Below are 25371 nucleotides of genomic sequence, written 5' to 3' on the forward strand. Positions count from 1 at the left end.
TCGCTGGTTACCAGCCTTTCTGCCGCTTATATCGCCCCTACAGCAGCTTTACTGACGAATAGATGGGCATTTGCTCAATCGTCACAGTGTTATAACTCGGCTCAGAAAGGATTATATTCGCTTATCATAATCCTTCATTTCATCCCGGACGGACTCAGCGTAAAGTGGATAGCCAACCTTGTGCGCCGCCATAGCGAGCAGATGCGCCGAAACCGGCGCCGTTAAAACAAAGAAGAAGAAGCCTGCAAGCGCCCTTGCAAAAGTCGGCAGGTCGCCCGCATGAACGCCGACTGCCAGCAGCAGCAGGCCCGAACCGACCGTGCCGGCCTTGGACGCCGCGTGCATGCGGGTATAGAGGTCCGGCAAACGATTGAGGCCGATCGCCGCCACCAGCGCGAATCCGGCGCCGCCAAGGACCAGAACAGCGGTTATCGCGGCCAGTAGAATGTCCATCATTTCTTCGCCTTCCGCCGGACGGCCGGCCCGGTGCCGGATGGGCGCCTTGCCGCGGATTTGCGCCGCGGTTCGGGCACCGACGCCGTCAACGTCTTCATCATGTCTCCCTTCGGCGCCTCCCTGTTGCCGCGCGACAGGATGAACCGCGCAAAGGCGACGGTCGCGAGGAAGCCGACGAGGCCGAGCGAGATGGCGATATCGATATAGAGCGTGAAGCCGGTGCGGATGGCGATCAGCGCGATGAAGCCGATGACGATGCCGGTCAGCATGTCGAGCGCCACGACCCGGTCGGGAAGCGTCGGTCCCTTGATCACCCGCCAGACGGTGAGCAGGAAGGAGACGCAGAGCACCACGAGCGCCAGCCAGACCGCGTAGGAGATGATCATTTCGGCCGTCGTCATCGGAACGCCTCCATGATCTTGCGCTCGAAGCCATTGGCGATATCCCGTTTGGTGGCTTCGATATCGGAACAATCGATCGCGTGGACGAACAGCGTCTTGCGGTCCTCGGAGACGTCGACCGACAGCGTGCCGGGCGTCAGCGTGATGAGATTGGCAAGCAGCGTGATCTCGAAATCGCGGGTGACGGTCAGCGGGAAGGCGAAGATGCCGGGCTTCAGGTCCATGCGGGGGCTGATGACCAGTACCGCCACCTTCCAGGCCGACAGCGCCAGTTCCTCCAGGAACAGGGCGAGCAGCGACAGGATGCGGCCGAGCCGCCGCCAGTAGCCGCGGGCACCCATCTCGTCGCGGACGATCCAGAGCACCAACGTCGACAGCGCAAACCCGAAGATCAGGTTGTGCAGCGTCGCGCTGCCGGTGACCGCAACCCAGACGACGGCAAAGACCAGTGACAGGATATAGGTGATCATCGCGCTGCCCCTCCCGGGAAGACCGACTGGATATAGGCCCCCGGTTCGCCGAGCCCCTCCGCCGCCGTCTGGGCCAGACCGAGCAGCGGTTCCGGCAGCAGGCCGAAAAGAACGACGAGAGCCGTCAGGCAGCCGAGCGGCAGGGCAATGCGCCAATCGACGGTCAAGCCGGCCGGAGCGGCGGCCTCGGGAACAGGTTCGGGCTGCGGCCGCCAAAAGGCAAGCAGGAAGACGCGGGCGAGCGCCAGCGTGACCAGGAAGGCGGAGACGAGGATCGCGGCGGCCAGCCACCAGGCGCCGATATCGAGCGAAGCTTTCAGGAGCGCCACCTTGGGCCACAGGCCCGACAGCGGCGGCAGGCCGGAGGCGGCCAGGAACAGCAGGAAGGCGGCGCCCGAAAACCACGGCGCCTTGCGGTAAAGCCCGCCGAGGCCGGAGAGCGTCCAGGTACCGCCGAGCCGGCCTGTTTCGCCCGCCACCAGATAGAGCGCGGTCATGGTCACCACCGAATGCAGCGCATAGAGGATCGCGCCGCTGACGGCCGCCGGCGTGCCTATCGCGACGCCCGCCATCATGTTGCCGATGCCGGCGATGACCACGTAGCCGACGAGCCTGCGGATATCGTTCTGCGCCAGCGCACCGAGCGCGCCGACCAGCATGGTGAGCGCCGCCGATATGGCGACGATCAGGCTCAACGCCTCGCGCTCGACGGGAAAGAGCATGATGGCGACGCGGATCAGCGAATAGATGCCGACCTTGGTGAGCAGCCCGCCGAACAGCGCCGATACGGTGACGCGCGGCGTGTGATAGGAGGCCGGCAGCCAGAAATTCACCGGAAAGGCGGCGGCCTTCATCGCAAACGCCAGGATGAACAGCGCCGTCAGCGTCGTCAGCGGCGCGGTCTCGCGCAGGCCTGCCGCCTTGCGGGCGATATCGGCCATGTTGAGCGTGCCGAAGATCGCATAGAGGTAACCGACCGCGATCAGGAACAGCGTCGTGCCGATCAGGTTGAGGACCGCGTATTTCAGCGCGCCGTCGATCTGCTCCGGCTCGGAACCGAGGATCAGGAGGCCGAAGGACGAGATCAGCAGGACCTCGAACCAGACATAGAGGTTGAAGATGTCGCCGGTCAGGAACGCGCCCGAGACGCCTGCCATCAGCAGCATCAGGAACGGGTAGAAGCCGTAGCGCCGGCCGCTCGCGTCGATATCGGCGAGCGCGAATATGCCGGCGGCAAGGGCGACGATGGCCGCCGCAAGCGCCATGACCGCGCCGAAAAGGTCGGCGGTAAAAGCGATGCCGAAGGGCGGCAGCCAGCGGCCCATGACCATGGTGACCGGGCCGTGGACCGAGACGCGCCAGAGCAGAGCGGCATCCAGGAGGACGAGCAGCGCCAACCCGGCAATCGCGATGCCGCCATGCAGGCGCACGGACTTGCGCACCATCATCAGCACCGCGCCGAGGCCGATCATCAGGGCGACGGGGAGAACGACCAGCCAGTCGGAGAGCGCCGGGGCGGCGAGGATCAGGGCTGTGGAGAGGTCGACGGAGGGAGAGGCCATCAGTGGACGCCTCCCGGTGGCGTGTCAGTTTTACCAAGTCGAGCCATTCGCCCCAGTCCGCTCTTGGAGTCCCCCGCGAGCGCAGGGCGATGCCATTTGGGATGCGAGGCGGTGCGTGAAGCCCCTCCCCCTTGTGGGGAGGGGTTGGGGAGGGGTCTTCGCTGTGAATAAAACCCCTCCCGCGTGCCGGCCACCCTCCCCACGAGGGGGAGGGTTAAGGGTGCCGCACCGCCTCGCGTCCCATATCGCTCAACAGAAAGCGGAGAGATAGGGAGCAGCAAGCCCGCCACGATTCGATCTCCCTCCTCGAGGGGGAGATGCCCGGCAGGGCAGAGGGGGGTGCCGCGGGCGAGAGAGCCAATGGGACCTCCATAACCGATAGCGTGACAACAAGTATCAGGCGGAAAACTCAACATCATGCCCTCAATACCCCAGGGGCGGAAGTTGCTCGTTCCGCGGTTCGGCGAGCCGCATCTCGTCGGTATCGTCGGTGCCGAGCTCCTGGTAGGCGCGGTAAGTCAGCACCAGGAGGAAGGCGAAGAAGGAAAACGAGATGACGATCGCCGTCAGGATCAGCGCCTGCGGCAAGGGATTGGCGGCGCCCGGCGACAGCGTGTCCATGCCGGCCGGGATGATCGGCGGCACTTCGCGCGTCAGCCTGCCGGCGGTGAAGAGCAGCAGGTTGACCGCATTGCCGAGCAGCACCACGCCGAGCAGGATGCGCACGGTGGATTTCGACAGGATGAGATAGATGGCGCCCGCAAAGAACAGGCCGATGAGGATCGAAAACAGCGCTTCCATCAGTCCTCCCCCTCCGCGTCGGAGCCCGGCTCCTGTTCGAGCGCAAGTGCGATCGAGGTGATCGCCCCGACCACCACCAGGTAGACGCCGATATCGAAGGACATCACGGTCGAGAGCGGCAGCTCGACCTCGAAAATGACGGGATAAACCCAGAGCCCGGTCATGAACGGCACGCCGAGGAAAATGGAGAGCAGGCCGGAGAGGGTGGCGAGCAGCAGGCCGAAACCGGCGATCGCCATCGGGTGAAAGCGGATCGCGCGGCGTACCGAAGGCACACCGAAGGCGATGCCGTAGATCGCCAGCGCCGAGGCCGCGATCAATCCGCCGATGAACCCGCCGCCGGGCTCGTTATGGCCGCGCAGCAGGACGAAGACGGAAAACAGCAGCATCAACGCGGTGAGAGAGGGGGCGACGGTGCGCAGGATGAGCGTGTTCATGGGGACACCTCCATGGAGCGGCACGCGAGGGCGGACATTCCAAGGGGCCTGCCGAGTGGAGCCCCTCCCCCTGGTGGGGAAGGGTTGGCGAGGGGTCTTCGCTGTGAATAAAACCCCTCCCGCCTGCCGGCCACCCTCCCCACAAGGGGGAGGGCTAGGGGAGCCGCACCGCCTCGCATCCCATATACGATAGCTCTCCCCTGTGGGGGGCTCGAAGAGCGGGTCGAGACGAGTGGCTCGCCCCAGGAAAACCAGCAGGGCAGAGGGGGGTGCGCCACGATAACGAACCTCATCGCCCCTCCTCCGATCCGGCGCGTTTACCCGCCCTCACCCGGATCAGCGCCAGGACGGCCAGGCCGGTCACCATCACCACCGCGATCTCGCCCAATGTATCCGTGCCGCGGAAGTCGACGATGATGACGTTGACGACGTTGGCGCCGTGGGCGACGGTCTTGGAATAGGTGTTGAAGAAACCGGTGAGCAGGGTATCGAACGGCGCCTCGGTCGATTTCAAAAGCAGCAGCGTGAAGCCGAGGCCGCAGGCGACCGCGATCGCCCCGTCGAAGAGCGTTTGTCCAAGAGGCCGGTGATCTCGGGGCGAGAGCCGCAGCCGTGTCATCACCAGCGCCAGGATGACGACCGACAGGGTCTCGACCATGAACTGGGTGAACGACAGGTCCGGCGCACCGAACAGCAGGAAAATGACGGCGACGGCAAAACCCTGGATGCCGAGCGAAACGATCGCCGTCAGCCGGTCTTTTGCGCGCAGCACGCCAATAAGGCCGATCACCGCGATCAGGAAGAACGCCGCTTCCTGGACCAGCAGGTCTTCCGGCCAGGCGGGCATGCCGGGCAACTCGCCGAACACGAAGGGCGGGACGAGCAGCGTCGCCGCCAGCAGGAGGAAGGTTGCGGTGATGTAGATTTCCAGCCGTCCCGGCTGGACGAGACGGGTGACGACGCCCGAAAGCCGCACCATGCCGGAGACAAAACGATCGAAACCGCGGTCCGGACCGGGGCCGAGACTTTCCACCGCCCGCACCATGAAGGCCCGCAGGTCCGTCAGCCGCCAGAAGGCGAGCGCCCCGAGTATTACGGTGATGACCGACAGAAGCAGCGGCACGCCGAGATGCGGCACGGTCGAAATGTCGATGACGGTCTTCTCGTCGATGATCGCGCTTGCCATCGGCGAGGAGACGTAGCGGTGCGCGGTGCCGGAGAAAACCGCTGCAGCCAAGCCGAACACCGAGAGGACCGCCGGGCCCAGCCAGAGCGTGACCGGTCCCTCATGAGCGTGTTTGGGTGTCTCGACATGAGGACCGAGGAAGGGTTTCAGCGCCACGGCAAAGCCGATCGCGAACATCAGCGCATTGCCGATTACGGCAAGGCCGGTGAAGAACACGGCGCGCGGATTGCCGGCGGCGAGCGCCGCATAGATCTCCTCCTTGGCGAGGAAACCGAAAAACAGCGGCAGGCCGCCCATGGAGAGCGCCGCCAGCAAGGCGGCGCCGAAGGTGACCGGCATGGCGGCACGCAGACCGCCGAGCTCGGTGACATCCCGGGTGCCCGCCTCGTGATCCACCGTGCCGGCGACCATGAACAGCGCGCCCTTGAACAGCGAATGGGCGACGAGATACAGCACCGCCGCCTCGACCGCATGGGCCGAACCGAAACCGGTCAGCATGGTGAGGAGACCGAGCGAAGCCATGGTCGTATAGGCGAGCATCAGCTTCAAGTCCGTCTGGCGGACGGCGAGAAACGTGCCGGCAATCAGCGTGATACCGCCGAAGAAGGGCAGCAGGATCACCCAGGCGGGCGTGTCCCCCATGACCGGGTTCAGCCGCATCAGCAGGTAGACGCCGGCCTTTACCATGGTCGCGGAATGCAGGTAGGCCGAGACCGGCGTCGGTGCTTCCATGGCGTTAGGCAGCCAGAAATGGAACGGAAACTGCGCCGACTTGGTGAAGGCGCCGGCGAGCACCAGCAGCAGGGTCGCGAGATAGAACGGGCTCTGGCGCAGCCCGTCGCCCAGATGCACGAGCAGCGAAAGCTGGGTGACGCCGGTGATGTTCCAGAGGAAGACCAGGCCGGCGAGCAGGCAGAGCCCGCCGCCGCCGGTGACCACCAGCGCCTGAAGTGCCGCACGCCTTGCCGCCTCCCGCTCGTGATCGAAGCCGATCAGCAGGAAGGAGGTGATCGAGGTCAGTTCCCAATAGACGAACAGCATCAGAAAGCTGTCGGAGACGACGAGGCCAAGCATCGCGCCCATGAAGGCGAGGATGAAGGCCATGAAGCGGCCCTGCCCCTCATGACCCTTCATGTAGCCGCCGGAATAGAGGACGATCAGGGTGCCGATGCCGGTGATCAGAAGCGCGAAGGTGAGCGACAGGCCATCGAGGAACCAGGAGAAGGAGAGGTTGAAGCTCGGCGCCCAGGCATATCCCCCGGTCACCACTTCGCCGGCGGCGATTTCGGGCAGCAAGGTGCAGAAATGCGCAAACGCGAGCGCCGGGGCCAGCGCCAGAACCCAGGCTGCCCTGTCGCCCAGACGACGGGTGAGGAAGGGCGCCAGAACGGAAGCGACGAAGGGAAGGAAGAGTGCAAAGAACGTCAACGCCGGCGCATTGGCAGCCATGTCATCTCCACGCTTCAGAAGCCCCACACCGCCCGACCGTTCGGAGGCAGGTGATTTTCTATGGGAAACATGTCCCCGCCTCAAGCGGAACCGGACGAAACACACAGAAAGGCGAGTTTTGGGGAATTGGGCGGACCGTGCCGGCATTGTTTTGTTGAAAAGGCAAACCGGAATTCAGCCTTTCACAAAGTCAGCGGGGCTGAGTGGAACAGGTCTGGAACCGTCAACGTCGGCAATATCGTATTCCCGGCCGAGTTCCGCCGCGACCAGGACACGCCCGGATTTCGACATCAGCGCACGATCCCGCCAAAGTCCGGCAATGACGCGGCCGATGAACCTCGGGGACTCGGAGTTGGACAGGTCGAAATATTCGGCGTTCTGCATGACGGCTTCGGTGCGCACCAGGCCGGGGTAAAGCGCGACGGCGGCAACCTTGTGCGGACGCAGTTCATGGGCAAAGTCTGCGGCCATCTTGTCGGCAGCGGCCTTGGCCATGCCATAAATCGCGTTGCCGTCGTGGAATTGAGCCGCCCAGAATGAAATATTGACGATCAGGCCGCGCTGCGCCGAGATCATCATCGGAGCCACCGCGCGCGACATCATGAAAGCCGCCTTCAAAGCTGTCCCCATCATTGCGTCCCACCGCCAGACGGGCTGCTCCCAGAAGGGACGCGGCCAAGTGAAATCGCCGTCTTCGACCATGTTTTCATAACCGGGCCAGGCATTGTTCACCAGAATGTCCAGCCGGTTGCCGGCTCTGATCTCCTCGGCCACCCGTTCGGTCGCGGCATCGTTACCATGGTCGCAATGATGGACGACGACTCGTCCCGGCAATGCCGCAGCCTCGAGTGAAAGCCCTTCCAGCGATCCTGCACGTTTGCCTGCCGGGCTCGCCTGAGCCTCCGAACGGGTCCTGCCGGTCACGTGGACCGTGGCTCCTTCGGCGAGCAGCGCCAGCGCAATCCCGCGGCCGACGCCGCGGCTTGCACCCGTAACCAACGCGACGACATCTTTCATGCAGGCCGGCCTCCCATATGACGGCTGTTGTAGGCGAAGACATCGGAATCTCGCCGCGGGGCGGAAAGCGGATGCCTGCCGCATGAAACCCCAGCCAGCCGTCAAATACAATCTCCGTGATCTGCCGGTTCCGGCCGGAAGCAGACATGATGGCGTCTGCACATCATTGCAGACTTTTCCTCCGCCGCCTCCATCCCTATCTATGGGGAAAACGAAAGGAACCTTGCGATGTCCGATGTCATCACCCCGAAAGTCCAGAAGACCGATGCGGAATGGCGCGAGCTCTTGACGCCCGAACAGTACCGCATCCTGCGGCAGGCCGGCACCGAACGCGCTTTTACCGGCCCCTTCTGGAACAGCCACGAAAAGGGGCTCTACAGCTGCGCCGCCTGCCACGAGCCGCTGTTCGTCTCCGACACCAAGTTCGATTCCGGCTGCGGCTGGCCGAGCTATTTCGAGGCGGTGAAGCCGGAGGCGATCACCGAAATCCGCGACACGTCGCACGGCATGGTGCGCACCGAAGTCCGCTGCACCAATTGCGGCGGCCATCTCGGCCACGTTTTTCCCGATGGCCCGCCCCCGACCGGCCTTCGCTACTGCATCAACGGCCATGCGATGGATTTCGAGGCGATGAAATAAAGGCGAGCGGCCGGGCAGCTCTCCGCTGAAAATGTAGACGGTCCTGTCGCAGCAGTTCGGCCGCATGATCTTGCGAGCGAGTTATGCGACGAACGTTGCCGGTTCTTCGATGATCGGGCGGCGTCGCGAAAGTCGCGGCTTTGCCAGCTAACTCTTCCCGAGCAGTTCACGCCCGATGCGTTTTGGCTGTTCGCTGCGCAAGACAATTGCCGTCGTGACGGAACCGTAGCGAGCGATCGCATCGACGATGCCCTCCAGATGGGCTGGCGAGGGCACGATAACCTTCAGATGAAAGCAGTCTTCTCCGGTCAGTCTCAGCGCCTCGATGACCTGCGGCATCTCCGCAAACAGCTTCAGGCAGGCCTTTATGTGCTCGTGCGTCGTGCGCAGCCGGATGATCGCCATCATGCCAAGGCCAACGGAAGCCGGATCAACGACGGCTTGATAGGCCTTGATGATGCCACGGTCCTCGAGCCGTTTCAGCCGTTCGGACGTTGCGGGCTGGGATAGCCCGACCTTCCTGCCCAGTTCGGAAACGCTGATGCGGCCGTCGTCCTGGAGAATCTCGATTATGGCAATGTCGGTCGGATCCAGATTGGGATAAAAATCGGGGTTCTTTGCCATCGGCCTTCAATCTATCGGAATTTGCCTTCTCTTTCCGATGAATGCCAATTCCATTCGTGATTGTAAATCGCAATGGTCGGTCGACGTCAACGAAGGGATAAGGCATGACCGATTTCATTCATCTACCCGGTATCGGCAACTCGGGAGACACTCACTGGCAAAGCCGTTGGGAGGAGGCCGATCCAGCCATCCGCCGTTTCTCTCCCGGCAGCTGGGACCTACCCGATCTGGCCGATTGGATCGCGGCGCTGGAGCAGAGTGTGCGCGAGGCGGAAACGCCGCCCATTCTCGTGGCCCATAGCCTTGCCTGCCTGCTCGTCGCCCATTGGAACGCGGTGACTTCCCTGCCGATCGGAGGCGCATTTCTCGTAGCCGTTCCCGACCCTTCGTCCCCGGCATTTCCGGCTCAGGCCGCAAGTTTCGGAATGGTTCCGCAGGAGCGGTTCGGCTTCCCTTCGTTGATCGTCGCCAGCACCAATGATCCCTACGGTTCCATGTCATACGTCGAAACGAGAGCGGAGCAATGGGGCAGCGAGTTGGTCGTGATCGGCGCGGCGGGCCATATCAACGGTCAAAGCGGCTTAGGCGGCTGGCCGGAAGGCCGCGCACTTCTGAAGGCCTTCGAAAACCGGATCCGGGGTGAAAACGCCTGAGACGTCGAATCCCTTTGTCTCGCCGTCTCAATAATCCTCGCTGATCTCGAGCCAGTAGCCGTCGGGGTCCTGCAGATAGACGGACCGCACCCCATCGGCACGCGTGTAGATCCTGCCCTCGTTTCTCGCCAGGTCCCCATATCTGGTGCCGGTTGCGGCGATGTGGGCGACCGTCCCGTCGAGGTCGGTGACGGCGATGCAGAGATGGGTCGACATGGTGACGTAGGTTTGGCCGAAATCACCTTCGATCAGGTGGATCGACTGGTCGTCGCCGATGCCGAACCAGCGGATGTTGGGCTTGCGGGCCTTGCACTCGATTTCCGGCAGGCGCAGGACCTTCTGATAGAAGTCGGCGCTGCGGGTGAGGTCCCGGACCATGATGGACAGGTGGTTTATGCGAAGCGACGCGGCCATGGCCTCCCCCAATCAGCTCTCGCGGGACCGCCTGACATCAGGTCGGATCCTTGTCGTAGACGATGATCCCGGGCGGCAGCTGCACCCAGGAATGCCGGCGGCAATCATAGACCGAATCCTGCGGCGCCGGGAAGCCCGGATCGGCGAAGGCGCCGACCGCGACCGCCACCAGATGCTGCTCGGCGCCCTCTTCCGTATGATAAAGATTGGTGCCGCAGACGGGGCAGAAGCGGAACCTGAACCTGGCGCCCTGGTCTCCGGTGCGGACATATTCGGTGGCCTTGCCGAAGACCTTGTAGTCCGGAGCAAAACCCGCAAGTGCCGCAAAGACGCTGCCGGTACGGCGCTGGCAGGCGAAACAATGGCAGACGCCGACGCCGAGCGGCTCCCCCTGGACCTCGATCGACAACTGGCCGCAGGAACAGGTGGCTATGCGGGACGACATGGGGGCACCTCGGTTCGTTACGCCGGCAATTCCACCGTGAAGGCGAAGCGGGCCTTCTCGCCCGGCGCAAGAACCACGCCGTAGGGCCGCCTAGCGATATCGTCCGAGCCGCCGAGTTCGACGGCCGTGCCGTGCCAGGGTTCGATGCAGATGAAGGGGGCGCCGGATTTCTGCCAGAGCGCCAGGTTCGGCAGGTTCTCGAAGGAAAATTTCAGGGCGGGGCCGCCGTCGGCGGCATAGGTCAGCCCCTCGCCCGCCCCTTCCGGGAAGATCATGGCATCCGCTTCGAACATCGCATGGTCGAGCGTCAGGCTGCCAGCCTTGAAGGGAGAGGCAAGCTTTTCCGGCTTGACCAGACCGCCTTCGAGCCGGGTCAGAGGCGGTTCGGCGCCGTTGGCCAGCGTGATGATGTGGGCTGCGGTGGCAGCCGCGCCCGGGATCGGCCAGACGAAGGCCGGGTGGAAGCCGAGGCCGAAGGGCATCGATTTCCGATCGCGGTTTTCGACTTCGGCCGCGACCGTCAGCGTCCGGCCGTCGAGCGAGTGCTCGACCGCCAGCAGGAATTCGAACGGATAGACGGCGCGCGTCGCATCCGAGGCGGCGAGCTCGTAGCGGCACATGGTCCCGCTCGACGCGGCGAGCGTAAATTCGCTGCGGCGGGCAAAGCCGTGCTGGCCCATCTCGTAAGACTTGCCATCGACACTGATCCGGTTTTCCGGTGCCTTGCCGACCATCGGAAACAGAACCGGGGACCGGCCATTCCAGAAGGCGGCGTCGCCGTTCCACAGGAAGGAGCGGCCGTCGGCTGCGGCCAGCGCCTGCATCTCGGAACCGAGCGAGGAGATATCGGCCGTCAGATATTGGTTGGAAATGCGGGTGACGTCTGACATGGCGGCTCCTTGTCGTTGCGGCTCGGAATCATGCCCGCATCTTTGCGCGCCAGGCGTTTCCGTTCAATGACGCGCGACACGTTTTCGGGCCTCAGGCCCGCATCGCCAGGGCTGGCCGGTGCTCCTGTTCGGCCTTTTCCGCCATGCGGATTTCATAAGCCTTGCCCCAGTCCGCCATCACCGTCACGGCATGGTTGAGGCTGCGGCCGAAATCGGTGGCGGAATATTCGACCCGCTGCACCTTGCCCGGAAATACCTCGCGGCGGATGAGGTCGTCCGCCTCCATTTCACGAAGCTGCTGGGCGAGCATCTTCTCGCTGATCCCTGAAAGGATGCGCTTCAGCTCGCCGAAGCGGCGGGGCTCGACGTTGATCTCCCAGAGGATATCGGTCTTCCATTTTCCCCCGATCACATTGAGCGCGCTCGCAAAACCGCAATCGTCGTCCGGCAGGCGTTTCATTCCCGTTCTCCCCTAACCGTAGAGTAACCGCTTACCCGAAGGTGCGTAATTTACCCGCACCAATCCGCGGCGGTATCAAATGGCATCTCACATATCGGAGTTCAATTCGATGACCACAATAGGATTTTTCGGTGCGGGCCGGATGACGATGCTGGCGCAGTTCATGGTGAGGTCATGACAGGCGCCGAAGCCCCCGTCACCCGCACCGCCGCCTGTTCCTGCGGCAACTTCCGGCTTACCCTCGCCGGTGCGCCGGAGCGGGTCTATGCCTGTGCCTGCCTGGAATGCCAGAAGGCCACCGGCTCGGCGTTTTCCTATCGGGCCCGTTACCGCAAACAGGCGATCGTGGCTGACGAGGGCGAGCGGCGGCGGTTCCGGCGGATGACCGACGAGGGACGGTGGATGGACCAGGTCTTCTGCCCGAATTGCGGTACGCTGGTCTATATGGAAGCGGAGGTGCTGGACAATGGGATCGTCGTCTCGGTCGGCTGTTTCGGCGAGCCGGATTTTGCACCGCCGGCGGCGATCTTCTGGTCGCGCCGCCGCCATGGCTGGTACGAGCCGGACGCCAAGATCCGGCTCGTCGAATAGAGCTCAGTCTTCGGCGACCTCGCCTGCATATTCATCCTCCGTCACCGCGCCCAGCCACTCCGCCGTGCTGCCGTTCAGCGCTTCCTGGATGGCGATATGGGTCATGGCGGTGGTCGGGGATGCGCCGTGCCAGTGTTTTTCGCCGGGCGGGAACCAGATCACGTCGCCGGGTCGGATGACCCGGACCTTCTCGCCCCAGACCTGCGCAAGGCCGGCGCCGGCCGTGACGATCAGCGTCTGGCCGAGCGGATGGGTGTGCCAATCGGTGCGTGCGCCCGGTTCGAAGGTGACGGATAGGGCGCGGACCCGGGCCGGCTCCGGCGCCTCGACGATCGGATCCAACCGGACGGTGCCGGTGAAATATTGTGGCGGAGCCTGCGAAGGCCGCGACCCGCTGCGCTTGATGTCCATGGTTCGATCCTCGCTGTTCGACTGGTTTCGCTTCATATAGGTCAGAACGGCATATAGATCAGAACAGACGGGCGCGACGTCCAAAAAATCTTGACTTCGATTTTGGCATGATTATCCCTTTCTGTCGAAGAGCGTCGGCCTTTGAGGTTCAGTTTGCCTAAGTAATCCCCGGTCTCGACAGGTTCACCCTCCCATGCTGGACGAGCGATGACGCTTGTCCGCGTGGGAACACTGTTCATCGGGGTGGCGGCTTGAGACCGGTTTGGCATTGATCGTGCCAGTGCGGCCTCATGCTGCCCTGCCTCCGACGCTCCCTTCCCACAGTCCGGACCTTCGCCACACCGCGTGCGCCCCCAAGAGGGCTTCTTGAGTGCCGTTTCCCGCATGAACTTCCTGACCGGAAGATCAAGACGGCATGTGCGACATCCTCCATCTCGAATGGACTGCAACCCCTAAAACCCCACCCCGGCCGATCCTTGCCTGCAGCACCTGCGGCGGCCCGAAACCCTTCCGCTCCAGCGGCCGCATCCGCCTCAACGCCAACGGCAAGCGGCTCGATGCCTGGCTCATCTACAGATGCATCGCCTGCGACGGCACCTGGAACCGGCCGATCTTCGAGCGGCAGGCCCTCCGGGCGATCGATCCTGCCATGCTCGACGCGATGCAGGCGAGCACGCCGGACTTCGTGGCCCGCATCGAATTCGACACTCAGGCGCTGAAGGCCAAGGCCGGACGCATCGAGGAAAGCGACGACATCGACATGTGCAGGACGGTGCTGCGCCACGATGCCGATTGGCGGCGAATCGCGATCACGCTCGCCCTGCCCTACCCGACCGGCCTGCGGCTCGACCGGCTGCTTTCGGCGGAACTGCCGCTGTCGCGCAGCCGGCTGCACGTGCTGTTCGACAGGCACGAGATCCGGGTCGCGCCGGAGCGGAAGGATGCCTTGAAACGCGGCATCCGCGACGGCACCGTGGTCACGCTCGACCTGCGCGACGAGGCCGAGCGAATGGCGATCGGAAGAGCGGCGATGGGCGGCTGATCAGCGATAGCCGGTGGCGTCGGCCGGCTTGCCGGGCTCCTGAACCTCTTCCAGGTAGCGCCAGCAATCCGGCCGCGAGCCGTCGACATCGTCGAACTCATAAATCTTGGCAAGGCCGCCGCTCGACAGCGACTGGCCGTTCCAGCGTGCCCGGTCCGGATCGGCGGCAAGCGCCGCCACCGCCCGGCCGATGAAGCGCGGCGTTTCGGAAATGCAGAAATGCGGCTGGGCGACGAGGGCATCCCGCCAGTTCTCCTCGGTCACCTGATAGATATCGAGCATCATTTCCGAGCGCAGCCAGCCGGGTGTGATCGAAACCGACGTGCTGCCCACCTTTTCCAGATCCTTGCCATGCGCCCAGGCGAGCCGGGTGACCGCGGTCTTGCAAAGATCGTAGAAGGGCGAGAGGCGGTAGTGTTCGGCGTTGTATTCGGCCGTGCCGTCGGTGACCTCGACCAGCAGGCCGCCCGGCTTTTCGATCATCAGCTTTAGCGCATGGTGGGCGGTGATCAGATGCGTGTCGATCGCCAGACGCAGCATACGCAGACCTTTTTCGAGGTCGTGCTCCCAGACCGGTTTGTCCCATTCGGCGAGCAGCTCGCCACCCCAGATGTCGTTGACGAGGATGTCGAGCCGGCCCTGCTCCCGGCGGATGCGCTCGACGAGCGCTGCGACATCCTCCGGGACGAGGTGATCGAGCGGGACCGCAATCCCCGTGCCGCCGGATTGCGTTACCAGCTCGGCAGTCTCCTCGATCGTCTCCGGCCGCAGGTATTCCGACTGTTTTTCCCGAGTCGTCCGTCCGGTGACATAAACGGTCGCGCCGGCCGCCCCGAGTTCGGTCGCGATGCCTCGCCCGGCACCCCGCGTGGCGCCTGCCACCAGCGCGATTTTTCCCTCAAGCGGCTTTTTGTACACGTGCGACATGACTGCTCCTTCCCTTCCGGTTCCTTATGGTTAGAACTGGCGCGTCAAATAAAGGCAATATATAAACGTTTATTCGTTTATAATTCGAGAGGCAAGATGGCGCGACCGAAAACCATGCCGGACAGCGACGTACTGGCGGCAGCGCTTAAGATGATGCACGAAAAAGGCCCGGAGGCGCTGACCTTCGCGTCGCTTGCGGCCGCCTGCGGCCTTTCCGGCTCGACGCTGGTGCAGCGCTTCAGGAACAAGGAGGAACTCGCCCGCGCCGCCCTGCTGTTTGCCTGGGACGATCTCGATGCCAAGACAGAAGCGGCGATCGCTGCCGCGCCGAAGACGCCCCAAGGTGCGGTGGACATTCTCGTCGCGCTTTCGGGAGACTATGGCGGCATCGAAGCTTATGCCGAAGGCCTGCTGATGCTGCGCGAGGATTTTCGCGATCCGCGCCTGCGTGCCCGGGGCAGCGCCTGGGGCGAGGTTATCTCCACCGCGATCACCGCCTGTTTTGCAGCGACGCCCGGTACGCCGGACAACATAGGGCTGCTGATGGCCTCGCAGTGGCAGGGTTGCCTCCTCTGGTGGGGGTTCAATCCCGTGGGGCCGATCGATGCGCACGTGCGCAGGAGCCTGGAAGCGTTTGTCGCAGCAGTGCTGCCAAGGCAATGAAAAAGGCCCGGGATGCCGGGCCTTTCGTCAAACTCCTGGGCTCAGGCTCAGTGGCTCAGGCGAGCTTGCCGCTGCGCCGCGGGCGAAGGACGGCGGTAAGCCTGCCGCAGGCGCTGACAAGAATTTCCGTCTTCAGCGACACGATCGCGACGCCGGCAAGCACGATCGAGGTGGCGATGATCTCTCTGAGGCTCACGGGTTCACCCAGCAGGACAAAACCGAGGACGATCGTCCAGGGCGGCAGGAAATAGCCGTTCATCGAGCCGATCGTCGGACCTGCTTTCTTGAGGATGTTCATATAGAGAACGATCGGCAGGGCCGTTCCGAACACGCCGAGGACGAGAAGCAGCGGCAGGTTGTCGAGCGCCGGGGAGAAGGCCGAAAAACCGCCGAGATAGATCATCACGGCGAAAGTCGGCAGGCCGGAAAACAGCTGTTGTCCCAGCGCCAGCCGGACCGGTTGAGCACCTGGAATACCGCGCACATAAAGATTGCCGAGCGCATAGCTGACCGCGACGATGGCCACGGCGCCGACGCCGCGAAGGCTGACGTTGTCGGCACCAAGCGCTGCCGGGCCGATCAGCAGGACCATGCCGCCGAAGCCGGTTGCCAGGCCGAGCGCCACTTTCGGCGTCAGTCGTTCGCTCGCAAACAGCGCCTGCGCCAGAACCGCGACGACGAGCGGCGTGGAGGCCTGGATCATCGATGTCAGGCCCGCCGAAATTTCCGTCAGCGCATAGGCGGTCAGGCTATTCGGCACGACGCCCTGCAGGAAACCGAGGACGATCCAGTCGCGCATCTCCCGGCCGCGCGGGACAATGTTGTGGCCGGAGACGATCATCCAGACGGCGATCAGGCTGCCGCCCATCAGCCCTCTCACCGCCGTCAGGGCAAGCGGCGACAGCGCCGTGCCCGCCACCTTTAAGAGAATGAAGGCCCCTCCCCACAGGAAGGAACAGGCAAGCATCTGCACGATCAGCGGGACTTCAAATGGCTTTCTTGCAGTGATCGAAGGCATGGTCGGTTCCTCACCTATTTATCTTCATGTGAAGATATTTGCTCCCGATTTATCTTCATGTCAAGATAGTTTATCGAAACGAAGAATCAGAATGGCGCAGATGCGAAAAACGCAAGATCACATCGACCGGGCGCGGGGCCAGTGGGCCAAACAATTGCCGGATCTCGATACGGGGCCGATGGAGATTCTCGGCCGCATCTACCGCGTGTCGCGGCTGGTGACGCCGTCGATCGAGGCGACATTCGCATCCTTCCAGCTCGACCGCGGGGAATTCGACGTTGTCGCGACCCTTCTGCGCTCCGGGCCGCCCCATCGGCTGACCCCGACGGAGCTCTACCGGTCGCTGATGATCGCCTCCGGCAGCCTCACCCACCGGCTGGGCCGGCTGGAAAAGGCCGGCCTGATCAAGCGCGTGCCTTCCGACAATGACGGCCGCAGCCTGGCGGTGCAATTGACGGACGAAGGCGCCAAGCGGGCGGAGGCTGCGTTCCGGCAGGACATGGCGAGCGAGGCGGAAGCCATCGCGGGCTTCGATCCGGAAAAGAAGGCGCAGCTTGCCGGCCTGCTTCGGGAACTGAACCTCGCCGTCGAGGCTCATCTATCCCGCCGGACGCCCGGCGAGCCAACGCAGGATTGACGGCCACCATATCACGCCGCCGCGAGCTTTCGCCGCGCCGGCAGGGTCATGGCGGCAACTCCCGCGACGACACAGACGAGGCCGACCCATGCGCTCGAATTCAGGCTTTCGCCAAGGAAAACGACGCCGATCGCCACCCCGACCGGCACGCGCAGATAGGCCTGTGACGTCGCGCCGACCGAGCCGAGGGTCAGCATCAGCCGGAAATAGATGACGAAGGCGAGCGCCGTGGAGAAGACCGAAAGGGCGGCGAGCGCGAGGATCGACGCCAGCGAAGGCGCGAGCGTCCACGGCTCATCGACGATCAGGCTCGCCGGGATCAGCACGGCTGCGCCGCAGACGAGCGAGCCCGCCGCCGGCATGATGGGGTCGAGACCCTTGAAATTCCTGCCGAAGATCGCAGCACCGGCATAACACACCGTCGCCAATACGATCGCCAGCTGTGGCACGAGCCCCTCGCCGAGGCCCGACAGCGCCTGCACGCCGATGACGAGGCAGATGCCCACGAGCCCTGCGCCGACGCCGAACAGTTTTCGCGCCGTCACCGGCTCGTGGCGGGTGATCAACGCGGTGATCAGGAAGGCGAAGATCGGCGTGGTGGAATTGAGGATCGCGGCAAGCCCGGCATCGGTCGATTGTTCCGCCCAGGCGATCAGCGTGAAGGGAATGGCGCTGTTGAGGCAGGCCTGGAACAGGAAACGTGCCCATGTACCCCTATCGCGCGGCAGCTTCAGGCCACGCCAGCGGATGATGGCAAGCAGCACCGTTCCGGCAATGAGTGTGCGCAGCGCGATCAGCGTGACCGGCGGAATGGTCTCGACGCCGATCTTGATGAAGGTATAGGAGGCGCCCCAGAGCGTCGAGAGCGCCAGGAGCAGCGCGAGTTCCTTCGTCATATTCGGTGTGTTCGGCATGAGGTCGGCCCGGCTGTTCGCGTTTCGATGCGGATGTTCTAGGTGAACGCGGCGGACGAATGCTTCGATGCGGACCGAACTGTTTCGAAACTTTCGGGGATCGGCCGGCGGCCGTCCGAACCATCCATGGCGATGAAGATGCCTGGCTCGAAAGACCGTGCCGAGCGACTTGCAGCCGGGGGCCGCCTGCGGCAATGATACCGGCTTCACTCAAGGAACAAGATATGCCTTCGACCGAGCTGTTTCTCGCCTTCCTCGCAACCACGGCAGTGTTCGCCTATATTCCCGGCCCGGCCATGCTCTATGCCGCGGCCCAGACGCTGGCGCGTGGGCGGTGGTCGGGCCTGATGGCCTCGCTCGGCATCCATATCGGTGGTTATGCGCATGTGTTTGCCGCAGCGGCCGGGCTTTCGGTGCTGTTCCATGCGGTGCCGATGCTCTACTTGGTCGTGAAGCTTGCAGGGGCGGCCTATCTCGTCTGGCTCGGCATCTCGCTGTTTCGCGCCAAGGCGGCCGGCGATCTCGAGCTTCCGGAGATTGCCCAGAAATCCGGCCGGCGGGCGTTTTTCGAAAGCATCACGGTGGAAGTGCTGAACCCGAAAACGGCGATCTTCTTCCTCGCCTTCCTGCCGCAGTTCATCGACGCCTCGGCCGCCTTCCCCATCTGGCTGCAGTTCGTCATCCTCGGGACGATCGTCAACCTGATGTTCTCGTCGGCCGATATCGTCTGCGTCTTCCTCGCCGGCGCGGTGATTACCCGGCTGAAGCGTTCGAGCGGGGCGCAGCGGCTGATGCAGAGGGCCGGTGGCGCGCTGCTGGTCGGGCTGGGGGCGCACTTGGCGCTGCAGCGGAGCTGAGGATCATTCGTCGGGGAAGAGGATGGCTTCGTAGTCCTGAGCGCCGTTGAGAATGTGCAGGATGTAAATCCGCTCGTTCACGATCCGGTAAAAGATCAGATAGTTGCCGTGAGGTATTCGACGGATGCCGCTTGGTTCATGCCCCGGCATGAGCGGGTATCGTAAAGGCATGTCTGATAGGGCCATACTTCGTCCGACGATTTCACGTACGAAACTGATGGCGCGTCGGGGATTGCTTTGCTCGATATAGGCCCATATCCGGTTGAGGTCGCCACGCGCTTCGGGCGTGAAGATGACGATCACGCAGTGCGGTCTTTCATCCCGGCCGCATAACGCGCCTCGAAATCGGCCAGAACCTCTTCGGCAGGCGTTCCTCTCCCAGCTTCAGAATCCGCCAGCCCGCGTGCCAACGCATCCTCAAGTTCCACGCGTCGCCGCTCCTTGATCTGCAGCAGCCGGAGGCCTTCCCGCAGAACGTCGTCGCGCGAATCGTAACGTCCGGCATTCACCAGCTCGTCGACATAGTCTTCCAAATGTCTTCCGAGATTATCATCGCTGGCCATGGCACTATTCCTTTGGCGAGAGAATACCAAGTTCGATAGCCGTTATCAACGTCACCCCGTAACCTTCAGCTCCATGCAGGTCAGATCCAGCCAGCGGCCGAACTTCGTGCCGACTTCGGAAAACGTGCCGGCGGTGCGGAAGCCGAGTTTTTCGTGGAGGCCGATCGAGGCGGTGTTTCCGGCTTCGATGCAGGCGACCATGACGTGGATGCCGTTTTCGGCGGCGCGGGTTATCAGCTCCTGCATCAGTAGCCTGCCGATGCCGCCGCCGCGGAAATCGCGGTGGACGTAGACGGAGTGCTCGACCGTGTGGCGGAAACCATCGAAGGCGCGCCAGTCGCCGTATGAGGCGTAACCGGCGACCCTGCCGCCGACATCCGCTACCAGAACCGGAAAGCCGCGCGACCTGCGGGCGGCGAACCATTCCTTGCGGTTCTGGAGATCGACCAGAACCTCGTTCCAGATCGCCGTCGTGTTGGCGACCGCGTCGTTGTAGATCTCCATGATGACAGGGAGATCGGCTTCGGTGGCGTCGCGGATAAGGGGTTCGGTCATGTTGTGATGTCCATCATGATGTTCTTTTGTCCACTATAACAGACGAACGAGCGGCGAGTCCAGATTGTTGGCATGCGTCTCTTCTGATAACCTCACCGGGGCGAATGCGGGAGGGGCGGAATGCGGTATTTGCTGATGGTTATGGCATGGCTGATCGCCGTGCCCGCAGTGTCCGCCGCCGAATGGCAGAGCTACAGCAATGCCCGCTTCGGTTATCGCGTCGAGGTGCCGCCCGGCTTCAAGATGGGACGGGCGCCGGCCAATGACGACGGGCGGACATTCACCGGTGCCAATGGCGACCGCATCCTCGTCTTCGGCACCAACCTTATCGACACCGCCTTCGAAGGCGAAGCGTCGAACCGCATCGTGCAGGCGATGGACGACGGCTGGCAGATTTCCTATTCACGGGTAGAAGCGGATTGGGCGAGCTATTCGGGCGCCAAAGATGGCCGCATTCTCTATGTGCGCGGCGTGCAGCTCTGCAACGAGGCGGCGGCCTTCGTGATGCTTGAATACCGCAGCCGGGACCTCAAGGCCTATGACGCGATCGTCAAGCGGATGGCCGCAAGCCTGAAGCCGGTCGGCTGCGCCAGATAACCGGTGACGATCAAAAACCGCCGGAGAGGCTGAAGCAGGTCATGACCGCGCCGTAATGGACGGCGGCGGCGGCGACCACGAAACCGTGCCAGATGGCGTTCTGGAAACGCAGCCGCTCCCAGACGTGGAAGATCACGCCAAGCGAATAGATGAAGCCGCCGATGACGATCAGCCAGATGGTGACGGCGGGCAGATATTGCGAGATCGTCCCGGCGACCATCACGCCGCTCCAGCCCATGGCGAGGTAAAGCAGGATGGTCAGCTTGTCGAAGCGGCCGGGAAACAGGCATTTCAGCGTGATGCCGAAGATGGCGGTCGCCCAGATCGCCAGGAGCATGGCGAATATCCACGGGTCCTGCGCGCCGCGCTGCAGGAAGGGCGTATAGGTCGCCGCTATCAGGATGAAGATCGCCGAATGGTCGAGCCGCCGCAGCACCCATTTTGCGCGCGAGTGAGGCCAGATATTGTAGGTGAACGAGATCGACAGACAGATGATCAGGCCGAGACCGTAGATCCAGGCGGCGGCGATCTCGCCATGGCTCGACCAGACGGTCGCGTAGAAGATCAGGGCAGTGGCGCCGACCAACGCAAACACGATGCCGATGCCGTGGATGATGCCATCCGCGACGATCTCGTGGAAATCGTATTTACGCCCGAAATTGAAAAACTCGTTCATCCCACCTTCCGCCTGCCTCGCCCTTAAGAATGAGCACGACCGTGGCGGAAGGCAAGAGAGGGAGGATTCACATTCCGTTTCCCGCGTTAAACTTCGTCCGACACCTCGCCGGCGCAGGTCTGGCAAAGCGGGGTGTGCGGCACGGTATCCAGGCGCTTTTCAGCGATCGGCTGGCCGCATCTGGCGCAGATGCCGAACGTGCCGGCGGCGATGCGGTGAAGTGCCGCATCGATCGCCGCAAGCTCCCGTTCGCCGGTTTCGCCGAGTTCTTCCAGCACCTCGTCATTGTTGCGTTCGACGGCGCGGTCGTCGTCGTCAGGATTGCGTGGCGTGACGAAATCCTCTTCGATGCGGCTCAGGCGGCTTTCCAGCTCCGCCTTTCTCGCCCTCAGAATACTGTCATATCTTGCCGTATCCATGGATCCGTTCCTTCTCAGCGGTCGATCAGGACCGAGCACGTGGCGTGGCGCACGACGCGGTCGGCGGTGGCGCCGATCAGATAATTCGACAGGTCGGGGATATGCGAGGCGACGATGATGAGATCGGCGCCCTGTTCTTCCGAGGCTGCCAGGATTTCGCGCGCCGGCGAGCCCTGGCGAATCTCGATATCGGCCTCGATGCCGGCCTTCTGGCGAAGCTCGACGAGCTGCCGTTCGGCATCCTGACGGGCTGCGACGATCAGATCGACGGTCAGGTCTGAGACGAGATAAGCGGGCATGTCCTCGACCACGTTGACGATCAGGATCGTGCCGTCCTTGTCAAGCAGGCTCGATGCGGTGAGCAGGATGCGCTCGCCTTTTTCGAGGGCGGAGACATCCACTGCGACGATGATCTTCTTGTACATGCGACCTCCTTCATGTTTTTCGCCTATTGTAGCTCCGGCTGTTCCTACCCGCCTTGATCAAGGTCAAGTCGCCTCTTGATCGTTTACATTTTGGAGACGATCAATCGCCATTTTGCGCTCTATCGTGAACGATGACTGTGGGCCATATAGGTTGCAACAGGGCGTTTCAGCCGCCCGACGCCCGAAAGGATTTGATATGTCCGATGTACCGCAGCCCTTTGCCCTGACCCGTCCCGCCCATGTCCGCGGCGCACATCTTGTCGTCAGCGACCTCGCCCTGGTTTCCGGTTTCTACCAGAACATCATCGGCCTGAAGGTTATCGAAAGGAGCCCGAGCGGCGAAGTGCTGGGCGTCGATGGACTGCCGCTCCTGACGCTTTCGACCGGCAACAACGTGACCCGCGCGCCGCGCAATGCCGCCGGCCTTTTCCACACCGCCTTCCTGGTCCCCAACCGGCAGGAACTTGCCCATTGGCTTGCGCATGCGGCTCACAACAACATCAGGCTGGACGGCGCGTCCGACCACCTGGTCAGCGAGGCGATCTATCTCTCCGACCCCGAGGGCAACGGCATCGAGGTCTATCGCGACCGCACGCCGCAGGAATGGGCCTACCAGCCGGACGGCACGGTCGCCATGGCGACCGAACGCCTGAACCTGCAGGAACTCTACAGCAGCGCGCCGAAGCAGGCTTTCGACGGCATGGCGGCCGGCACGGCCGTCGGCCACATCCACCTGCAGGTCGGCGACATCCCACAGGCCGACGCCTTTTATCGTGACGTGCTGGGCCTGAAGATCATGGCGCGGTATCCCGGCGCCAGCTTCTTTGCGACCGGTGACTACCACCACCATATCGCCGCCAATATCTGGAACAGCCGCGGCGCGCAGGCCCGCGAAGGCAATATGACGGGGCTCTCGGACTACACGGTCCGGTTCAACGACAAGGCGGCGCTCGACAGGGCGCTGGCGGCACTCGACACCCAGGAGATCGCCACGACCAAGACCGCAGAGGGCTGGTCGCTGAAAGACCCGTGGGGCATCGGCCTGAGGCTCGCCGCCTGAGCGCCCTACGCCCCGTTTTTGCGCGCAAGCGGCGTTCCGGAACCGGAGCGCCGCTTTCGCGTTGAGAGCGATCACGGGGACCTCTGGACATGACGATCATGAGTGCGCGCGGCAACGGCAAGCTGAAGAAACACCTGACGGACATGTCGGCGCAACGCAAGGACGCGATCCTGGGTCCGGAAGATATCGAGGCGGCGGAGAACCTGCCGCTAGGGCGCGAGGCGCTCGACGTGGCGATGGCATGGGCGGTGATCGGGATTTTCGCGATCCTATTCTTCTCGCTCGTCCATTACATGTCGCTGATCCTGATCCCCGTCACGCTCGCCATCGTCGTCGGCCTGATCCTCGGTCTTGTCGCAGATCGCCTCAGCAAGGCCGGCGTGCCCCGTTTCGGCATTGCCTTCATTCTTTCGACGCTGGTCTTCGCGGCCCTGTTCCTGATCATCAATTCACTTGCCGAACCGGTCGCGACGCTGATCCAGGAAGGCCCCAGCTTCGTCGAGCGCACCATCAACCGCATCAAGCCCTTCCTCGAAAGCCAGCACTGGATCAACGTGTCGCCCGCGACTTTCGAAACCGGGCCGATGTCGATGCAGTCGCTGATCGAGAATTCCGGCAACATTCTGGGCATCGTCACCGCCAACCTGACCCCGGCGATCATCCAGGGGATGATCTTCTTTGCGGCCCTGCTGCTCTTCCTCTACGGCCGGGTGCGGCTGCGGCGCACCATCATTCTCGCCTTTCCGACACGCCGCCAGCGGCTGATGGCGATCCGGGTGCTCAACTCGATCGACCAGGTGCTCGGTTATTATTTCGCGACCGCCAGCCTTCTCTATCTGGGGCTCGGGGTGGTGATGGCGCTGATCGCCTATTTCGGCGGGCTTTCCATGCCGGTCCTGTGGGGCCTGTTCGCCTTCGTCTCGAGCTTCATCCCGTTCCTCGGCATCACGCTGATGACCGTTTCGGTCGCGATCGCCGGCATACTCACCCATGACGCCCTCTTCCTCGGCCTGATCCCGGCGGCTATTTTCTTCACCGTGCATCTTGCCATGGAGAACCTGCTCTTCCCGGCGATCATGGGCCGGCAATGGGAGATCAATCCCTTCATCGTCTTCGTCGCCATCCTGTTCTGGACCTGGATGTGGGGTGCGGTCGGGGCGATGCTCGCCCTGCCGCTTTCCCTCATCATGATGACGGTGCTGAACGAACTTTTCCCCGACCGGAAGACCGTGCCGCACCTGCCGGGATGACCTCATTCGTAGAGGTAATACTTTTCCCACTCTTCGCGCGGGACCTTCGAACCGATCTTGTAGTCGAAGGACATCACTTCCAGGCCCTTGTCGCCGGTCTCGCACTTGTATTTGAGCCGATACCAGTCGCCGGCGCTGCGGAAGACAGCACCCGGCGCCCGGATGGCATTGCCATCTTCGACCGGCTGGGAAAAGGTATAGGCGATCACCTTATCCGGTTTGAACTCGCCCTTGTTGTCCTTTTTGATGCGATCCATCGCCTCGATATCGCAGCGCTGTTCGCGCCGTTCATCCGGAGCGAGCGCATCGAGCTGCCGGACGATCCGGGCATCGAGAGCATGCGCCGGCAGGGCGGAAAGAAGAGCCAATGCTGCGAGTGACCAGGTTTTTATCATGTCATTCCCTATCCAATATGACTCGGACGGGCGGAAACTATGAGACGGTTACGCAATTGACCACCTACCAGAACGGGAAATAGGATGATGTGATCGGGTGGGAGTATTGAGGCTGGATGACCGACGAGGCGCTTTCCGATGCCAAGAAGGAACAGATCAAACTGCGGGCGACATTCCTGAACAATATCGGGATCGGCGCCATTCTTGTCGGCGTATTCACGCCGGTTACGCGCGTTACTCTCGAATTGCCGGTGGCCAATCTCGATGTTCTCTGGATTTCCGTCTGGATGACGATTTGCTTTGCGGTCGGGCTCGGCTTACTTTCACTGGCGACACGCTTGCTGAATGGGCTGGATAGATGACCGCAACTGATTTCTTCCTCCTCTTCCTTCCCCTTGCCGGATTGCTGCTGATTGCCGCATTCGTCTGGTGGCAGAACGAGCGCGACGCTTCGCTGCCTCCCAGGA

At 63.1% G+C, this 25371-nt stretch carries 35 protein-coding genes; 11 read left to right on the forward strand and 24 right to left on the reverse strand.

Features of this window, described 5'->3' with window-relative positions; translation table 11 throughout:
• Nucleotides 1-111 precede the first annotated feature (111 nt).
• The 8 genes from mnhG to ABCW43_RS05910 form a co-directional block, all read right to left on the reverse strand.
• On the reverse strand, nt 112-456 hold the full coding sequence (gene mnhG / locus ABCW43_RS05875) for a monovalent cation/H(+) antiporter subunit G (RefSeq protein ID WP_345922510.1): 345 nt from the start codon (nt 454-456) through the stop codon (nt 112-114).
• A complete protein-coding gene (locus ABCW43_RS05880; RefSeq protein ID WP_345922511.1) occupies nt 453-857 on the reverse strand; it encodes a cation:proton antiporter in 405 nt (134 codons plus the stop codon). Before ABCW43_RS05880 ends, mnhG begins: the two co-directional genes overlap by 4 nt.
• Nucleotides 854-1327 (reverse strand): Na+/H+ antiporter subunit E, encoded by a 474-nt coding sequence (locus ABCW43_RS05885; protein ID WP_345922512.1) that lies wholly within the window; start codon nt 1325-1327, stop codon nt 854-856. The genes ABCW43_RS05880 and ABCW43_RS05885 overlap by 4 nt, the downstream gene beginning before the upstream one ends.
• Entirely contained in the window at nt 1324-2889 is a 1566-nt protein-coding gene (locus tag ABCW43_RS05890) for a Na+/H+ antiporter subunit D (protein ID WP_345922513.1), read from the reverse strand. Before ABCW43_RS05890 ends, ABCW43_RS05885 begins: the two co-directional genes overlap by 4 nt.
• A gap of 423 nt (nt 2890-3312) precedes the next feature.
• Nucleotides 3313-3690: a Na+/H+ antiporter subunit C gene (locus ABCW43_RS05895; RefSeq protein WP_345922514.1), complete on the reverse strand. Its 378-nt coding sequence runs from the start codon at nt 3688-3690 to the stop codon at nt 3313-3315.
• A complete protein-coding gene (locus ABCW43_RS05900; protein WP_345922515.1) occupies nt 3690-4127 on the reverse strand; it encodes a Na+/H+ antiporter subunit B in 438 nt (145 codons plus the stop codon). The genes ABCW43_RS05895 and ABCW43_RS05900 overlap by 1 nt, the downstream gene beginning before the upstream one ends.
• Before the next feature lie 289 nt (nt 4128-4416).
• On the reverse strand, nt 4417-6762 hold the full coding sequence (locus tag ABCW43_RS05905; RefSeq protein ID WP_345922516.1) for a putative monovalent cation/H+ antiporter subunit A: 2346 nt from the start codon (nt 6760-6762) through the stop codon (nt 4417-4419).
• 174 nt (nt 6763-6936) lie between these two features.
• Entirely contained in the window at nt 6937-7779 is an 843-nt protein-coding gene (locus ABCW43_RS05910; protein ID WP_345922517.1) for an SDR family NAD(P)-dependent oxidoreductase, read from the reverse strand.
• Nucleotides 7780-8007: 228 nt separating this feature from the next.
• Between ABCW43_RS05910 and msrB the strand changes: the two genes are divergently transcribed.
• Nucleotides 8008-8418, forward strand: a complete 411-nt coding sequence (gene msrB / locus ABCW43_RS05915; protein WP_345922518.1) for a peptide-methionine (R)-S-oxide reductase MsrB — start codon at nt 8008-8010, stop codon at nt 8416-8418.
• A gap of 147 nt (nt 8419-8565) precedes the next feature.
• On the opposite strand, the gene ABCW43_RS05920 is transcribed toward msrB, so the two are convergent.
• On the reverse strand, nt 8566-9042 hold the full coding sequence (locus tag ABCW43_RS05920) for an Lrp/AsnC family transcriptional regulator (RefSeq protein ID WP_345922519.1): 477 nt from the start codon (nt 9040-9042) through the stop codon (nt 8566-8568).
• A 104-nt stretch (nt 9043-9146) separates the two neighbouring features.
• Here ABCW43_RS05920 and ABCW43_RS05925 point away from each other — a divergent pair, with 104 nt between their 5' ends.
• The gene (locus tag ABCW43_RS05925; protein WP_345922520.1) at nt 9147-9695 is read left to right on the forward strand and encodes an RBBP9/YdeN family alpha/beta hydrolase; all 549 of its coding nucleotides are present in this window, start codon (nt 9147-9149) and stop codon (nt 9693-9695) included.
• Nucleotides 9696-9722: 27 nt separating this feature from the next.
• On the opposite strand, the gene ABCW43_RS05930 is transcribed toward ABCW43_RS05925, so the two are convergent.
• The 4 genes from ABCW43_RS05930 to ABCW43_RS05945 all read right to left on the reverse strand — a co-directional run bounded on the left by ABCW43_RS05930 (nt 9723) and on the right by ABCW43_RS05945 (nt 11904).
• Nucleotides 9723-10109 (reverse strand): VOC family protein, encoded by a 387-nt coding sequence (locus ABCW43_RS05930; protein WP_345922521.1) that lies wholly within the window; start codon nt 10107-10109, stop codon nt 9723-9725.
• Nucleotides 10110-10146: 37 nt separating this feature from the next.
• Nucleotides 10147-10554, reverse strand: coding sequence for a GFA family protein (locus ABCW43_RS05935; RefSeq protein ID WP_345922522.1), 408 nt, complete (start codon nt 10552-10554; stop codon nt 10147-10149).
• Between the two features lie 17 nt (nt 10555-10571).
• Nucleotides 10572-11444: an aldose 1-epimerase family protein gene (locus ABCW43_RS05940; protein ID WP_345922523.1), complete on the reverse strand. Its 873-nt coding sequence runs from the start codon at nt 11442-11444 to the stop codon at nt 10572-10574.
• 91 nt (nt 11445-11535) lie between these two features.
• Nucleotides 11536-11904, reverse strand: coding sequence for a winged helix-turn-helix transcriptional regulator (locus ABCW43_RS05945; protein ID WP_345922524.1), 369 nt, complete (start codon nt 11902-11904; stop codon nt 11536-11538).
• A gap of 174 nt (nt 11905-12078) precedes the next feature.
• Between ABCW43_RS05945 and ABCW43_RS05950 the strand changes: the two genes are divergently transcribed.
• A complete protein-coding gene (locus ABCW43_RS05950) occupies nt 12079-12495 on the forward strand; it encodes a GFA family protein (RefSeq protein ID WP_345922525.1) in 417 nt (138 codons plus the stop codon).
• A 3-nt stretch (nt 12496-12498) separates the two neighbouring features.
• On the opposite strand, the gene ABCW43_RS05955 is transcribed toward ABCW43_RS05950, so the two are convergent.
• Nucleotides 12499-12906, reverse strand: a complete 408-nt coding sequence (locus ABCW43_RS05955) for a (R)-mandelonitrile lyase (RefSeq protein WP_345922526.1) — start codon at nt 12904-12906, stop codon at nt 12499-12501.
• Nucleotides 12907-13321: 415 nt separating this feature from the next.
• Between ABCW43_RS05955 and ABCW43_RS05960 the strand changes: the two genes are divergently transcribed.
• Nucleotides 13322-13948 (forward strand): DUF1062 domain-containing protein, encoded by a 627-nt coding sequence (locus ABCW43_RS05960; protein WP_345922527.1) that lies wholly within the window; start codon nt 13322-13324, stop codon nt 13946-13948.
• Here ABCW43_RS05960 and ABCW43_RS05965 read toward each other — a convergent pair whose 3' ends face one another.
• Nucleotides 13949-14875, reverse strand: coding sequence for an SDR family oxidoreductase (locus ABCW43_RS05965; protein WP_345922528.1), 927 nt, complete (start codon nt 14873-14875; stop codon nt 13949-13951). It abuts the gene before it with no gap.
• 96 nt (nt 14876-14971) lie between these two features.
• On the opposite strand from ABCW43_RS05965, the gene ABCW43_RS05970 reads away from it, so the two are divergent.
• On the forward strand, nt 14972-15538 hold the full coding sequence (locus ABCW43_RS05970; protein WP_345922529.1) for a TetR/AcrR family transcriptional regulator: 567 nt from the start codon (nt 14972-14974) through the stop codon (nt 15536-15538).
• A gap of 55 nt (nt 15539-15593) precedes the next feature.
• Here ABCW43_RS05970 and ABCW43_RS05975 read toward each other — a convergent pair whose 3' ends face one another.
• The gene (locus ABCW43_RS05975; protein WP_345922530.1) at nt 15594-16556 is read right to left on the reverse strand and encodes a DMT family transporter; all 963 of its coding nucleotides are present in this window, start codon (nt 16554-16556) and stop codon (nt 15594-15596) included.
• Between the two features lie 91 nt (nt 16557-16647).
• On the opposite strand from ABCW43_RS05975, the gene ABCW43_RS05980 reads away from it, so the two are divergent.
• Complete coding sequence (locus ABCW43_RS05980) at nt 16648-17193, forward strand: MarR family winged helix-turn-helix transcriptional regulator (RefSeq protein WP_345922531.1); 546 nt, start codon at nt 16648-16650, stop codon at nt 17191-17193.
• Nucleotides 17194-17204: 11 nt separating this feature from the next.
• Here the strand turns inward: ABCW43_RS05980 and ABCW43_RS05985 are convergent, their stop codons facing one another.
• The gene (locus ABCW43_RS05985) at nt 17205-18089 is read right to left on the reverse strand and encodes a DMT family transporter (protein ID WP_445738897.1); all 885 of its coding nucleotides are present in this window, start codon (nt 18087-18089) and stop codon (nt 17205-17207) included.
• Nucleotides 18090-18331: 242 nt separating this feature from the next.
• Here ABCW43_RS05985 and ABCW43_RS05990 point away from each other — a divergent pair, with 242 nt between their 5' ends.
• The gene (locus ABCW43_RS05990) at nt 18332-18964 is read left to right on the forward strand and encodes a LysE family translocator (RefSeq protein ID WP_345922533.1); all 633 of its coding nucleotides are present in this window, start codon (nt 18332-18334) and stop codon (nt 18962-18964) included.
• A 3-nt stretch (nt 18965-18967) separates the two neighbouring features.
• On the opposite strand, the gene ABCW43_RS05995 is transcribed toward ABCW43_RS05990, so the two are convergent.
• Genes ABCW43_RS05995 through ABCW43_RS06005 form a run of 3 tightly spaced genes read right to left on the reverse strand, consistent with a single transcriptional unit; the run spans nt 18968 to nt 20082 of the window.
• Nucleotides 18968-19267 carry a type II toxin-antitoxin system RelE/ParE family toxin gene (locus ABCW43_RS05995; RefSeq protein ID WP_345922534.1) on the reverse strand — a complete coding sequence of 100 codons (300 nt, stop codon included), beginning with the start codon at nt 19265-19267 and terminating at the stop codon, nt 18968-18970.
• Entirely contained in the window at nt 19264-19527 is a 264-nt protein-coding gene (locus ABCW43_RS06000; protein ID WP_345922535.1) for a type II toxin-antitoxin system ParD family antitoxin, read from the reverse strand. The genes ABCW43_RS05995 and ABCW43_RS06000 overlap by 4 nt, the downstream gene beginning before the upstream one ends.
• 51 nt (nt 19528-19578) lie before the next feature.
• Nucleotides 19579-20082 carry a GNAT family N-acetyltransferase gene (locus ABCW43_RS06005; protein WP_345922536.1) on the reverse strand — a complete coding sequence of 168 codons (504 nt, stop codon included), beginning with the start codon at nt 20080-20082 and terminating at the stop codon, nt 19579-19581.
• Between the two features lie 120 nt (nt 20083-20202).
• On the opposite strand from ABCW43_RS06005, the gene ABCW43_RS06010 reads away from it, so the two are divergent.
• The gene (locus ABCW43_RS06010; protein WP_345922537.1) at nt 20203-20679 is read left to right on the forward strand and encodes a hypothetical protein; all 477 of its coding nucleotides are present in this window, start codon (nt 20203-20205) and stop codon (nt 20677-20679) included.
• Nucleotides 20680-20689: 10 nt separating this feature from the next.
• Here ABCW43_RS06010 and trhA read toward each other — a convergent pair whose 3' ends face one another.
• From trhA to ABCW43_RS06025, 3 genes are all read right to left on the reverse strand, one after another.
• Nucleotides 20690-21355: a PAQR family membrane homeostasis protein TrhA gene (trhA, locus tag ABCW43_RS06015; protein ID WP_345922538.1), complete on the reverse strand. Its 666-nt coding sequence runs from the start codon at nt 21353-21355 to the stop codon at nt 20690-20692.
• Nucleotides 21356-21441: 86 nt separating this feature from the next.
• Nucleotides 21442-21774 (reverse strand): TraR/DksA family transcriptional regulator, encoded by a 333-nt coding sequence (locus tag ABCW43_RS06020; RefSeq protein WP_345922539.1) that lies wholly within the window; start codon nt 21772-21774, stop codon nt 21442-21444.
• A gap of 14 nt (nt 21775-21788) precedes the next feature.
• Nucleotides 21789-22199, reverse strand: coding sequence for a universal stress protein (locus ABCW43_RS06025; protein ID WP_345922540.1), 411 nt, complete (start codon nt 22197-22199; stop codon nt 21789-21791).
• A 196-nt stretch (nt 22200-22395) separates the two neighbouring features.
• Between ABCW43_RS06025 and ABCW43_RS06030 the strand changes: the two genes are divergently transcribed.
• Together ABCW43_RS06030 and ABCW43_RS06035 are read left to right on the forward strand one after the other, a co-directional pair.
• Nucleotides 22396-23259 carry a VOC family protein gene (locus ABCW43_RS06030; RefSeq protein WP_345922541.1) on the forward strand — a complete coding sequence of 288 codons (864 nt, stop codon included), beginning with the start codon at nt 22396-22398 and terminating at the stop codon, nt 23257-23259.
• Between the two features lie 143 nt (nt 23260-23402).
• Entirely contained in the window at nt 23403-24509 is a 1107-nt protein-coding gene (locus ABCW43_RS06035; protein WP_445738916.1) for an AI-2E family transporter, read from the forward strand.
• A gap of 2 nt (nt 24510-24511) precedes the next feature.
• Here ABCW43_RS06035 and ABCW43_RS06040 read toward each other — a convergent pair whose 3' ends face one another.
• A complete protein-coding gene (locus tag ABCW43_RS06040; protein ID WP_345922543.1) occupies nt 24512-24904 on the reverse strand; it encodes a DUF930 domain-containing protein in 393 nt (130 codons plus the stop codon).
• A gap of 116 nt (nt 24905-25020) precedes the next feature.
• On the opposite strand from ABCW43_RS06040, the gene ABCW43_RS06045 reads away from it, so the two are divergent.
• Entirely contained in the window at nt 25021-25266 is a 246-nt protein-coding gene (locus tag ABCW43_RS06045; protein WP_345922544.1) for a hypothetical protein, read from the forward strand.
• Nucleotides 25267-25371 lie beyond the last annotated feature (105 nt).

This window comes from Neorhizobium tunisiense, assembly GCF_039631515.1.
Lineage (GTDB): Bacteria > Pseudomonadota > Alphaproteobacteria > Rhizobiales > Rhizobiaceae > Neorhizobium.

Excerpts from the sequence above, each read along its gene's own strand:
- mnhG (WP_345922510.1), bottom strand. The coding sequence starts at position 456 with ATGATGGACATTCTACTGGCCGCGATAACCGCTGTTCTGGTCCTTGGC.
- ABCW43_RS05880 (WP_345922511.1), bottom strand. The coding sequence starts at position 857 with ATGACGACGGCCGAAATGATCATCTCCTACGCGGTCTGGCTGGCGCTC.
- ABCW43_RS05885 (WP_345922512.1), bottom strand. The coding sequence starts at position 1,327 with ATGATCACCTATATCCTGTCACTGGTCTTTGCCGTCGTCTGGGTTGCG.
- ABCW43_RS05890 (WP_345922513.1), bottom strand. The coding sequence starts at position 2,889 with ATGGCCTCTCCCTCCGTCGACCTCTCCACAGCCCTGATCCTCGCCGCC.
- ABCW43_RS05895 (WP_345922514.1), bottom strand. The coding sequence starts at position 3,690 with ATGGAAGCGCTGTTTTCGATCCTCATCGGCCTGTTCTTTGCGGGCGCC.
- ABCW43_RS05900 (WP_345922515.1), bottom strand. The coding sequence starts at position 4,127 with ATGAACACGCTCATCCTGCGCACCGTCGCCCCCTCTCTCACCGCGTTG.
- ABCW43_RS05905 (WP_345922516.1), bottom strand. The coding sequence starts at position 6,762 with ATGGCTGCCAATGCGCCGGCGTTGACGTTCTTTGCACTCTTCCTTCCC.
- ABCW43_RS05910 (WP_345922517.1), bottom strand. The coding sequence starts at position 7,779 with ATGAAAGATGTCGTCGCGTTGGTTACGGGTGCAAGCCGCGGCGTCGGC.
- msrB (WP_345922518.1), top strand. The coding sequence starts at position 8,008 with ATGTCCGATGTCATCACCCCGAAAGTCCAGAAGACCGATGCGGAATGG.
- ABCW43_RS05920 (WP_345922519.1), bottom strand. The coding sequence starts at position 9,042 with ATGGCAAAGAACCCCGATTTTTATCCCAATCTGGATCCGACCGACATT.
- ABCW43_RS05925 (WP_345922520.1), top strand. The coding sequence starts at position 9,147 with ATGACCGATTTCATTCATCTACCCGGTATCGGCAACTCGGGAGACACT.
- ABCW43_RS05930 (WP_345922521.1), bottom strand. The coding sequence starts at position 10,109 with ATGGCCGCGTCGCTTCGCATAAACCACCTGTCCATCATGGTCCGGGAC.
- ABCW43_RS05935 (WP_345922522.1), bottom strand. The coding sequence starts at position 10,554 with ATGTCGTCCCGCATAGCCACCTGTTCCTGCGGCCAGTTGTCGATCGAG.
- ABCW43_RS05940 (WP_345922523.1), bottom strand. The coding sequence starts at position 11,444 with ATGTCAGACGTCACCCGCATTTCCAACCAATATCTGACGGCCGATATC.
- ABCW43_RS05945 (WP_345922524.1), bottom strand. The coding sequence starts at position 11,904 with ATGAAACGCCTGCCGGACGACGATTGCGGTTTTGCGAGCGCGCTCAAT.
- ABCW43_RS05950 (WP_345922525.1), top strand. The coding sequence starts at position 12,079 with ATGACAGGCGCCGAAGCCCCCGTCACCCGCACCGCCGCCTGTTCCTGC.
- ABCW43_RS05955 (WP_345922526.1), bottom strand. The coding sequence starts at position 12,906 with ATGGACATCAAGCGCAGCGGGTCGCGGCCTTCGCAGGCTCCGCCACAA.
- ABCW43_RS05960 (WP_345922527.1), top strand. The coding sequence starts at position 13,322 with ATGTGCGACATCCTCCATCTCGAATGGACTGCAACCCCTAAAACCCCA.
- ABCW43_RS05965 (WP_345922528.1), bottom strand. The coding sequence starts at position 14,875 with ATGTCGCACGTGTACAAAAAGCCGCTTGAGGGAAAAATCGCGCTGGTG.
- ABCW43_RS05970 (WP_345922529.1), top strand. The coding sequence starts at position 14,972 with ATGGCGCGACCGAAAACCATGCCGGACAGCGACGTACTGGCGGCAGCG.
- ABCW43_RS05975 (WP_345922530.1), bottom strand. The coding sequence starts at position 16,556 with ATGCCTTCGATCACTGCAAGAAAGCCATTTGAAGTCCCGCTGATCGTG.
- ABCW43_RS05980 (WP_345922531.1), top strand. The coding sequence starts at position 16,648 with ATGGCGCAGATGCGAAAAACGCAAGATCACATCGACCGGGCGCGGGGC.
- ABCW43_RS05985 (WP_445738897.1), bottom strand. The coding sequence starts at position 18,089 with ATGACGAAGGAACTCGCGCTGCTCCTGGCGCTCTCGACGCTCTGGGGC.
- ABCW43_RS05990 (WP_345922533.1), top strand. The coding sequence starts at position 18,332 with ATGCCTTCGACCGAGCTGTTTCTCGCCTTCCTCGCAACCACGGCAGTG.
- ABCW43_RS06000 (WP_345922535.1), bottom strand. The coding sequence starts at position 19,527 with ATGGCCAGCGATGATAATCTCGGAAGACATTTGGAAGACTATGTCGAC.
- ABCW43_RS06005 (WP_345922536.1), bottom strand. The coding sequence starts at position 20,082 with ATGACCGAACCCCTTATCCGCGACGCCACCGAAGCCGATCTCCCTGTC.
- ABCW43_RS06010 (WP_345922537.1), top strand. The coding sequence starts at position 20,203 with ATGCGGTATTTGCTGATGGTTATGGCATGGCTGATCGCCGTGCCCGCA.
- trhA (WP_345922538.1), bottom strand. The coding sequence starts at position 21,355 with ATGAACGAGTTTTTCAATTTCGGGCGTAAATACGATTTCCACGAGATC.
- ABCW43_RS06020 (WP_345922539.1), bottom strand. The coding sequence starts at position 21,774 with ATGGATACGGCAAGATATGACAGTATTCTGAGGGCGAGAAAGGCGGAG.
- ABCW43_RS06025 (WP_345922540.1), bottom strand. The coding sequence starts at position 22,199 with ATGTACAAGAAGATCATCGTCGCAGTGGATGTCTCCGCCCTCGAAAAA.
- ABCW43_RS06030 (WP_345922541.1), top strand. The coding sequence starts at position 22,396 with ATGTCCGATGTACCGCAGCCCTTTGCCCTGACCCGTCCCGCCCATGTC.
- ABCW43_RS06035 (WP_445738916.1), top strand. The coding sequence starts at position 23,403 with ATGTCGGCGCAACGCAAGGACGCGATCCTGGGTCCGGAAGATATCGAG.
- ABCW43_RS06040 (WP_345922543.1), bottom strand. The coding sequence starts at position 24,904 with ATGATAAAAACCTGGTCACTCGCAGCATTGGCTCTTCTTTCCGCCCTG.
- ABCW43_RS06045 (WP_345922544.1), top strand. The coding sequence starts at position 25,021 with ATGACCGACGAGGCGCTTTCCGATGCCAAGAAGGAACAGATCAAACTG.